General features: G+C 73.0%; 7 protein-coding genes. 3 read left to right on the top strand and 4 right to left on the bottom strand.

Annotation, left to right across the window (positions count from 1 at the left end; all coding sequences use genetic code 11):
• A partial coding sequence (locus GA0115240_RS21515; RefSeq protein ID WP_141708919.1) for a streptophobe family protein occupies positions 1-1,206 on the bottom strand: 1,206 nt, incomplete at its 3' end.
• A gap of 200 nt (positions 1,207-1,406) precedes the next feature.
• Between GA0115240_RS21515 and GA0115240_RS21510 the strand changes: the two genes are divergently transcribed.
• The gene (locus GA0115240_RS21510; RefSeq protein WP_093738667.1) at positions 1,407-3,953 is read left to right on the top strand and encodes an FHA domain-containing protein; all 2,547 of its coding nucleotides are present in this window, start codon (positions 1,407-1,409) and stop codon (positions 3,951-3,953) included.
• 78 nt (positions 3,954-4,031) lie between these two features.
• Here GA0115240_RS21510 and GA0115240_RS21505 read toward each other — a convergent pair whose 3' ends face one another.
• The 3 genes from GA0115240_RS21505 to GA0115240_RS21495 all read right to left on the bottom strand — a co-directional run bounded on the left by GA0115240_RS21505 (position 4,032) and on the right by GA0115240_RS21495 (position 7,097).
• Positions 4,032-4,982 carry a transglycosylase SLT domain-containing protein gene (locus GA0115240_RS21505; RefSeq protein WP_093738665.1) on the bottom strand — a complete coding sequence of 317 codons (951 nt, stop codon included), beginning with the start codon at positions 4,980-4,982 and terminating at the stop codon, positions 4,032-4,034.
• Positions 4,983-5,232: 250 nt separating this feature from the next.
• On the bottom strand, positions 5,233-6,381 hold the full coding sequence (locus GA0115240_RS21500; protein ID WP_093738663.1) for an S-adenosylmethionine:tRNA ribosyltransferase-isomerase: 1,149 nt from the start codon (positions 6,379-6,381) through the stop codon (positions 5,233-5,235).
• Positions 6,378-7,097, bottom strand: coding sequence for an SDR family NAD(P)-dependent oxidoreductase (locus GA0115240_RS21495; RefSeq protein ID WP_093738661.1), 720 nt, complete (start codon positions 7,095-7,097; stop codon positions 6,378-6,380). The genes GA0115240_RS21500 and GA0115240_RS21495 overlap by 4 nt, the downstream gene beginning before the upstream one ends.
• Positions 7,098-7,292: 195 nt before the next feature.
• On the opposite strand from GA0115240_RS21495, the gene GA0115240_RS21490 reads away from it, so the two are divergent.
• Together GA0115240_RS21490 and GA0115240_RS21485 are read left to right on the top strand one after the other, a co-directional pair.
• Entirely contained in the window at positions 7,293-8,444 is a 1,152-nt protein-coding gene (locus GA0115240_RS21490) for a GAF domain-containing sensor histidine kinase (RefSeq protein ID WP_093738659.1), read from the top strand.
• A gap of 61 nt (positions 8,445-8,505) precedes the next feature.
• A complete protein-coding gene (locus tag GA0115240_RS21485; protein ID WP_093738671.1) occupies positions 8,506-9,132 on the top strand; it encodes a response regulator in 627 nt (208 codons plus the stop codon).
• Positions 9,133-9,235: the final 103 nt, after the last annotated feature.

Genomic DNA, 9,235 nt, shown 5'->3' with positions numbered 1-9,235 from the left:
CGCGCCGACCGCGTCGAAGCCGAAGACGGACAGGTTCGCGTTCACCTTCACCCGGGTCAGCGCGACCAGCAGCGGCAGCGTCACCGCCGTGACGATGCCGAGCCGCACCGCGCAGGCGGCGACCCAGCGCGCCGGGGTGCCGGCCACCGGTGTGCGGGTCGCGGTCAGCGCCCCGGCGAGCAGCATCATCAGCGCCGTCGCGACCGGTAGCAGCCACACCCGCCCGTCGAGCTGGGCGAGTCCCCCGGGGGTGATGGTGGCGCCGCCGTGCCCGGCCAGGAAGCGGTCCACCGGGTCGGGCAGCAGCGAGGCCAGCGGACCCGACGCGGTGCCCTTCCAGGGCACGAACAGGCCCAGCGGGATCGCGAGCCACACCCCGTTGGGCGTCCCGAGCAGCGCCGCTCCCATGATCCGGCCCGGTTCGTCGCCGGTGAGCGCCGCGTAGAGCGCCGCGGCGAATCCGGCCAGCACCGCCACCAGCGTCACCGTGCGCACCGCCGACGCGGCCGGCCGGACCACCCGGTGCACCGCGTCCCAGCCGGGCGGCAGCGGCGCGCGGCGGGAGGTGAGCAGCGCGACGAGCAGCACCGCCAGGACCCACACCAGGGCGCCGAACAGGGTCCGGGCGGTGTCCACATGGAAGGTCACCGACGCGTCGGTCCGGACGATGTTCTGCAGCCCGTCGGCCAGGCCGCCGCTGATCTTGCCGATGCCGGGCAGCTTGCCCAGCAGATCGTCGGTGGCCCCGCGCGGCGGTCCGACCGAGCCCGCGTCGATGGCCACCGTGTCCTGTCCCGCCCACGCCAGCCCGCCCACCAGCGCCAGGAACAGCGCCGCCGTCGCCGCGACCCGCGCGGCCAGTTCGGCCGGCGCGACGACAACTCCGGCCCTGCGCAGGGACCGTAGAAACACCCAGGCCAGCAGCAGCGCGCCCACCAGGGCGACGCCGAGCGGCGCGATGCCCAGCGCCGCGTGCGTCTGGGACCCGGTCAGCCCGAACACGCCGACGTCGCCGCTCGGCCGCACCTTCCCGCCGACCGCCATCGCGACCACCGCCGCCGTCATCGGGCCCAGCGAGCCCGACGCGTCGGCGCCGAGCAGATGAAGTCCCAGCGCCGCGGCGCCGATCATTCCGGCGAACGCCCAACTCACCGCCGCCAGCGCGCCGAACAACACTCTGAACCAGGGCGTACCGCGTGCACCCATTTCGACCCCCCGAGGTCGTCGACCCCTCAACGCCCGCAAGTGTCACCAACTGTCGGGGTGTTCGACGCGAGCCGTCAACGGCCTGAGACCGAACGCGTACACGGGGCGGCGTTCTGTTACGAGACCGGGTCCTGCGGCAGTTCCTCCCGATGTCGGCTGTCCCTACACTCCCCACAGCGGGACTACTCGGGGGACAACACATGGGGCTTGGGGTGCCTGAACTCGTACTCGAATGCAGCGGAAGAACCTGGACGCTCGACGCGTCCCGGTCGTACAGCCTGGGGCGCGACCCCCGGGGAGATGTGGTCCTCGACGACGCGCGGGTGTCCTGGCGGCACGCCACCGTCCGCCGCGACGGGCGGAGTTGGGTGATCGAGGACCTCGGCAGCACCAACGGAACCTTCCTCCAGGGCCGCCGGGTCCAGCGCACGGACGTGGGACCGGGCACCGCCGTCCACCTCGGCAACGCCGCCGACGGGCCCCGGCTGGAATTCCGCGGGGACGCGGCCCCGCAGCCGGCCGTGCAGTCGGCGGGCCAGTCGGCCGAAGGCGCCCCGGCGCAGGCGGTACCGCGGTCGGCGGCGCCCGCACCCGTCCAGCCGCAGCAGGGCGGTTGGGGCCGCCCGGCACCGGCCCCCGGCGGCAGCCCGCAGATCCCGGCGCAGGGGCAGGGCCAGGCGCAACCCCCGACCCCGCAGGCGCAGCCGCCGGCCGGTGGCGCGCCGGGCTTCGGGGACCGCGGCCGCAACCCGACAACCTTCCACCAACTCGCCCTGGGCCGGGTGATGAAGATCGGCCGCGCGCGGGAGAACGACCTGGTCGTCTCCGACCTCCAGGTCTCCCGCTACCACGCGGAGTTCCGCGCACACCCCGACGGCCGCTACGAGATCGTGGATCTCGGCAGCCACAACGGGACCTATGTCAACGGCCAGCCGGTCCAGCGCCATCTGCTCGGTCCCAACGACATCGTCGGTGTCGGCCACTCCACCTTCCGGCTGGTCGGCGACCGGCTGGAGGAGTTCGTCGACACCGGTGAGGTCTCCTTCTCCGCCCGCCGGCTGTCGGTGACCGTGCCGCAGGGCAAGACCACCAAGACGATTCTCAAGGACGTCTCCTTCGGGGTGCCGGAGAAGTCGCTGATCGGGGTGATCGGCCCGTCCGGCTCCGGCAAGTCCACCCTGCTGCGCGCGCTGACCGGCTACCGTCCGGCCGACGAGGGCTCGGTGCTCTACGACAACCGCGACCTCTACAAGCAGTTCGCCGAACTGCGCCAGCGCATCGGCCTCGTCCCGCAGGACGACATCCTGCACAAGGAACTCCAGGTCAAGACCGCGCTGCGGTACGCGGCCAAACTGCGTTTCCCGGGCGACACCGCGCCGGCCGAGCGTGAGGCGCGGATCAACGAGGTGCTGGGCGAGCTGAAGCTCGACATCCACGCGGACAAGCGCATCACCTCGCTGTCGGGCGGCCAGCGCAAACGGGTCTCGGTCGCGCTGGAACTGCTCACCAAGCCGTCGCTGATCTTCCTGGACGAGCCGACCTCCGGCCTCGACCCGGGCATGGACCGCGACGTGATGAAGCTGCTGCGCGGCCTGGCCGACGACGGCCGCACCGTGCTGGTGGTCACCCACTCGGTGGCCGAACTCGCCCTGTGCGACAAACTGCTGGTGATGGCACCGGGCGGCTCGGTCGCCTACTTCGGCCCACCGGACGAGGCGCTCACCTTCTTCGGCTACGAGACCTGGGCGGACGTCTTCTCCGCCTTCGAGAACTACCGCGACTACGACTGGGGCGGCCGCTGGCGCGGTTCGCAGCACTACCAGCTGTACGCGGCCGAACTCGATGTCGCCGCCCCGCAGGCGGCCCCGGCCATCCCGCACCAGGTCGCCAAGCCGCCCAAACCCACCGGGTGGACGGCGCAGCTGTTCACCCTGATCCGCCGCTACCTGTCGGTGATCGCCTCGGACCGCGGCTTCATCGCGCTGATGTTCATCCTGCCCGCGGTGCTCGGCGTGGTCAGCATCGTCATCCCGGCGCAGAGCGGCCTCGGCCCCGGTCCGGTCAAGGCGCACGGGATCAACAAGGACGCCGGCACCATTCTGCTCATCCTGGCGGTGGGCGCCTGCTTCTCCGGGGCGGCCAACTCGGTCCGGGAGCTGATCAAGGAGCGGGTGATCTACGAACGGGAGCGGGCCACCGGCCTGTCCCGTTCGGCGTACCTGATGTCCAAGGTCATCGTGCTCGGCCTGATCACCGCCCTGCAGGGCGCGATCATCTGCGGCATCGGCTTCGCCCCGCGCCAGTTGCCCGCCGAGGGCGTCATCGTGCCCGGCCAGCCGGCCATCGAGATGACCCTGGCGATCATCGGCCTCGGCTTCACCTCGATGATGTTCGGCCTGATCATCTCCTCGCTGGTGAAGACCGCGGAGAAGACGATGCCGCTGCTGGTCATGTTCGCCATCGTGCAGGTGGTGTTCACCGGCGTGCTGTTCCAGCTCTACGGCTCACCCGGCATCGAGCAGTTCGCCTGGCTGATGCCGGCCCGCTGGTCGGTGGGCGCGCTGGGGGCCACGGCCGACCTCAACCACATCATGCCCTGGGACCCCGGCAACCCCGACGTCCTGTGGAACCACACCGCGGGCGCCTGGATCCTCGACATGGCGGTGCTGCTGGCGATCGGCCTCGTCTGCGGCATCGTCGTCTCGCGGTTGCTGCGCCGGCACGAGCCCGAAGTCATGCGGAAGTAACCGCGGGCAGCCGAAAGGGCGGTGGGACTTCGCAGTCCCACCGCCCTTTGTTGTTCGCACCGGATCGAACGGGCCGACTCAGTACGCGGAGTACACGTTGTCCATCGAGCCGTACCGGGCGGCGGCGTAGTTGCACGCGGCGGTGATGTTGGCGACCGGGTCGTAGATGTTCCACGACGTGCCGGCCACGTGGTACTCCTGGAAGGTCGGCGGGATCACCTGGAGCAGGCCCTTGGAGGGAATGCCGTTCTGGGCGTTGATGTCCCACAGGTTGATCGCGTTGGGATTTCCGCTCGACTCACGGATGATGTTCCGGTAAATGCCGTTGTAGCTCCCCGGAATACCCTTCTCGTGCATGATCGCCAGCGACTGCCTGATCCAGCCGTCCAGGGTGTTGGGGTACGTCACGGCCGCGGGCGCCACGGCGATCGGCTTGGCCGGCGCCGGGGCGGGGGCCTTGACGACCGGCTTGGCGACCGGCTTGACGACGGCCTCGACAGCAGGCTTGGCCACCGGCTTCACGGCCGCCCTGGCGACGGGCTTGACGGGCTTGACGGCCTTGACCGGCGCCTTGGGGGCCGCCTTGACCAGCACGCGGTGCGAGGTGGTCGCGGGCTTGGCAGCGGGCCCGGCGGCAGCCGGGGCGGCCTTCTTGGCCGGAGCCGCGTGGGGCGCGGCCTTCTTCGCCGGAGCCGGAGCGGAAGTCTTCTTCGTCCCGGCCTTCGGCTGCGCGGGCTTCGCCGCGGTGGCGGGAGCCTTCTTCGCGCCGGCCTTCTTCTGCGCGGTGGCGTGGTCGGCCAGGGCGCGCTGGGCGGCCGAGTCGGTCTTGGCGTCCAGGTTCTTCACCTGGTGACCGGTGGTCGCGGAGACCCCGGCCGGGTCACCGACGGCGACCGCGGACCCACCGGTCGCCTGGAGACCGGTGACCGTCAGAACCACCGCGGCCGCGGCGGCGGCACCGGCACCGGCGACCGTGATCTTGCGCTTCTTGGACAGTGGACCGATCTTCGGGATCGTGGGGAGCTGCATGCTCGATTACCTCTTCCGGTTGCGGACCTGAGAATTCTTAAAGGGTCCGAAATCGGGGGTCAATGATCTCGGCTACGAATTGCATTCGTAGCCCGCTGATCATCCGCATGGAGTTCCGCGGTTTTCGCTGATTTTCCTGGGGCCGTGCTTACTAGGCCGCCTAGTATGTGACGCACGTCCTATAGGTGAGGTCACACGGCGGCACCCCCCCGATCGCCCATGGTGATCGAGGGGGTGCTTTATGTGACGCTTATTTGAGCAGCAGATTGACGTCCCCGAATTCATGCCAGAGGTAGCGTCCGCGCAGCGCCTCCGCGTACACCCGCTCCAGCAGGAGATCCCCGGTCAGCGCCCTGAGCATCAGCAGGTGCGAGGCCTCCGGCTCGTGCAGCCCGGTCAGCAGGCCGTCCACGGCGCGCACCCCGCGTTCCGGGGTGATCACCAGCTCCGTCCAGCCGCCGGCCGCCGTCACCACGCCGCGTCCGTCCGCCGCCGACTCCAGCGCCCGGACCGCCGTGGTCCCGACCGCCACCACCCGGCGGCCGGCCGCCCGCGCCGCGTTCACCTCCCGCGCGGTACCGGCGGGCACCGCGTACCGCTCCGCGTAGGGCGGCTCGTGCGCCTCGGCCGACGCCACCCCCGTGTGCAGCACGATCGGCGCGATCCGTATCCCGCGACCGATCAGCTCGGCCACCAGCGCCGCGGTGAAGGGCCGGCCGGCGCTCGGCATCTCCGCCGAACCGGCCCCGTCGGGCGCCGCGGCCGGGAAGCCCGGGAAGCCCGGGAGCGCCGGGAGCGCCGAGAAAACGGTCTGGTACGCCGCCAGCGGCTGGTCCCGCTCCGTGTAGGAGTAGCGGATCGGCCGCCCGTGGCGGTACAGCACCGGCAGCAGGTCGGGCACCGAGGGCGTGGCCACCCACAGCCGGTCCCCGGCCGGGTCCAGCGGCCCGTCCAGCGCCAGCCGGGCGCCGCCGGCCAGCTCCACCACCGCGCCGGCCGGCGGCCCGGCCCTGCGCACTGTCGAGCCGCGGCCGTCCGGACTGCGGATCTCCACCACCCAGCGGCCGTCGTCCCGGCGGGTCGAGCAGTGCACCACCACCGGCTCACCGGCCAGCCGGCCGTCCACCGCCGCCGGCAGCGTGCGCGAGGTGTTCACCACCAGCACGTCACCGGCCCGCAGCAGCCCCGGCAGCTCCCGGAACGCATGGTGCGTCACCTCGCCGTCGCCGTCACCGTCGGCGCCGTGCCCGCCCCGGCCGACCAGCAGCCGCACCGCGTCCCGGCGCGGCGGCGGCCCGCTCGCCAGCAGCTCCGGCGGCACCCGCAGTCCGGCCAGCCCGGCCGTACCGACCCGGGCGGCCTCCCTGTCGCACGTCGCGCATGCGACCACCGCGGTCATCGCGCCGCCCGCAGCGCGGCGGCCGTGTACCGGCCGCTGGGTGCCCTGTCGTCCAGCAGCCGGGCGAACGCCGGCGCCACCTCGCCCGGCGGCAGCCGGTCCGCGAAGCCCGCGTCGTCCGGCACCGCCTCCGCGTACAGCTCGGTCCGCAGCTCGCCCGGATCCACCCACCACACCCTGACCCGCGGCTCCTCCTCGGCCAGCACCGCCGACATGTGATCGAGCGCGGCCTTGCTGGCGCCGTAACCACCCCAGGTGGCATACGCCGCCACCGCCGCGTCCGAGCTGACGTTCACCACCGCCCCGCCGGCCGCCCGCAGTGCCGGCAGCGCCGCCCGGATCAGCGCGAACGGCGCGATCACATTGGTCTCCAGCGCCTGGCGCAGCCCAGCCTCCGGCAGCTCGGCCAGCGCCACCAGCGGCTCCGCGCCGAGCGCGCTGGCGTTGTTCACCAGCAGATCCACCCCGCCGAGCGACAGCGCCGCCGCCACCAGCTCCGCGCGGTGCCCGGCGTCGGTGACATCGCCCGGCACCGCCCTGATCCGTCCCGGTGCGGACTGCGGGGACCGCGCTTCCCGGGTCAGCCCGGCCGCCGCCGACCGCAGTGCCCCGGCGTTCCGCCCGTCGAGCACGAGGTCCCAGCCGCGCCCCGCCAGCTCGGCAGCCAGTGCCTGTCCCAGTCCCCGCGACGCCCCCGTGATGATCGCCACCGGCATGATCCCGTCCTCCCGTACCGTCGTCCGGCCGGCCCGGACCGGACCCGCCGGCCCCACCGTAGGAACGGGCCCGCGCCCGGCGCCTCGGCCGGCCGCCGCAGCGGAGGCGGTCAGTTGGGCCTAGGCCGCACGGCCGAGCGCGGGCCGTCCGCTCGTCGCATCCCGGCGCCGAGCCGCGCCGGTACCGTGGGGAACATGTCCAGCCGGACGCCCAGGGGCGGAATCGAAGCGGTCAGTGCCGCGCTGCTGGCGATGAACCGCAGGCTGGACGTGCGCGAGGTCCTGCAGACCATCGTCGCCTCCGCCCGGGAGCTGCTCGATGCCGAGTACGCCGCGCTCGGCGTGCCCGACGACCACGGCGGCTTCGCCCAGTTCGTGGTCGACGGCGTCAGCGAGGAGCAGTGGAAGGCCATCGGCCCGCTGCCCCGCCAGCACGGGGTCCTGGCCGCCATGCTGCACGAGGCCGCGCCGCAGCGCCTGACCGATGTCCGGGCCTTCGAGAGCTTCGCCGGCTGGCCCCGCGCCCACCCGGTGATGAAGGACTTCATCGGCATGCCGATCCTCGACGACGACGAGACCCTCGGCGCGGTCTTCCTCGCCAACAAGCGGTACGCGGGGCCGGCGGGCTGCGGTGGGGGCTTCACCCAGGACGACGAGGACCTGCTGCGCATCCTCGCCGACCACGCCGCGATCGCGCTGACCAACGCCCGGCTCTACGAGCGCAGCCGCGAGCTGACCCTGACGGGGGAGCGGAGCCGGATCGCCCACGAGCTGCATGACGCGGTCTCCCAGAAGCTGTTCTCGCTGCGGCTGACCGCGCAGGCCGCCGCCGCCCTCGTGGACAGCGACCCGGCCCGCGCCAAGAACGAGATCCAGCAGGTCGCGGCGCTGGCCGCCGAGGCCGCCGACGAACTGCGGGCCGTCGTGGTCGAACTGCGTCCGGCCGGTCTGGACGAGGACGGCCTCATCGCCACCCTGCGTACCGAGACCCGTGTCCTGGACCGGGTGCACTCCGCCGGCGTCACCTTCCACGCCGCCGGGGTACGCGCCCTGCCGGCCGCCCAGGAGGAGGCGCTGCTGCGGGTCGCCCAGGAGGCGATGCACAACGCGCTGCGGCACGCCCGGGCCGGCGCCGTCGCCGTCCTGCTCGAAGGCCGCGGCAAAGGCGCCCGGCTGACCATCCGGGACGACGGCCGCGGCTTCGACCCGTCCGCGGTCCGCCGGGCCGGCCGCCACCTCGGCCTGGTCTCGATGCGGGACCGCGCCGACGGCGTGGGCGGCCGGCTCACCGTGCAATCGGAGCCCGGCAGGGGCACCGTCATCGAGATGGAGGTGCCCGGTGGCTGACCAGCGGGAACAAGGCGCGGCGCGGCCCGCGGCGAAAACGCCGGCCGCCGCGGGCCGCGCGATCCGCGTCCTGCTCGTCGACGACCACCAGGTGGTCCGCCGCGGCCTGCGCACCTTCCTGGAGGTCCAGGGCGACATCGAGGTCGTCGGCGAGGCGGCCGACGGCGACGAAGGGGTGGCCCGCGCGGGCGAACTGCGCCCCGACGTCATCCTGATGGACGTCAAGATGCCCGGCACCGACGGCATCGAGGCACTACGGCTGCTGCGCGACGCCGGAAACCCGGCCCGGGTGCTGATCGTGACCAGCTTCACCGAACAGCGCACGGTGGTGCCCGCGCTGCGGGCCGGCGCCGCCGGATACGTGTACAAGGACGTCGACCCGGTGGCCCTGGCCGATGCGATCCGCTCGGTGCACGCCGGACACGTCCTGCTCCAGCCCGAAGTGGCCGGCGTCCTGCTCTCCCAGGAGCACCCCACCGGCAACGGCCGCGGCAACGCGCTCACCGAACGCGAACGCGAAGTACTCACCCTGATCACCGACGGCCGCTCCAACCGGGAGATCGCCCGCGCCCTGGTGTTGTCGGAGAAGACCGTCAAGACCCACGTGTCGAACATCCTGATGAAGCTCGACCTCGCCGACCGCACCCAGGCAGCGCTGTGGGCGGTACGGCACGGCGTGGGCGACTGACGCGGGCCCAAGGCCCCGGTGCGGCGGACGGTGCCCCGGAGGGGCGCGGGGAACTGGGCGGGCGGCCCGGGGCGGTGTGCGGCCGGGTGTCTGCCGTGCCCGC

It is taken from the genome of Streptomyces sp. DvalAA-14 (genome assembly GCF_900091855.1).
Classification (GTDB): domain Bacteria; phylum Actinomycetota; class Actinomycetes; order Streptomycetales; family Streptomycetaceae; genus Actinacidiphila.
Note: the sequence above shows the minus strand (reverse complement) of the source record. Positions and strands in the feature narration are given on the sequence as shown.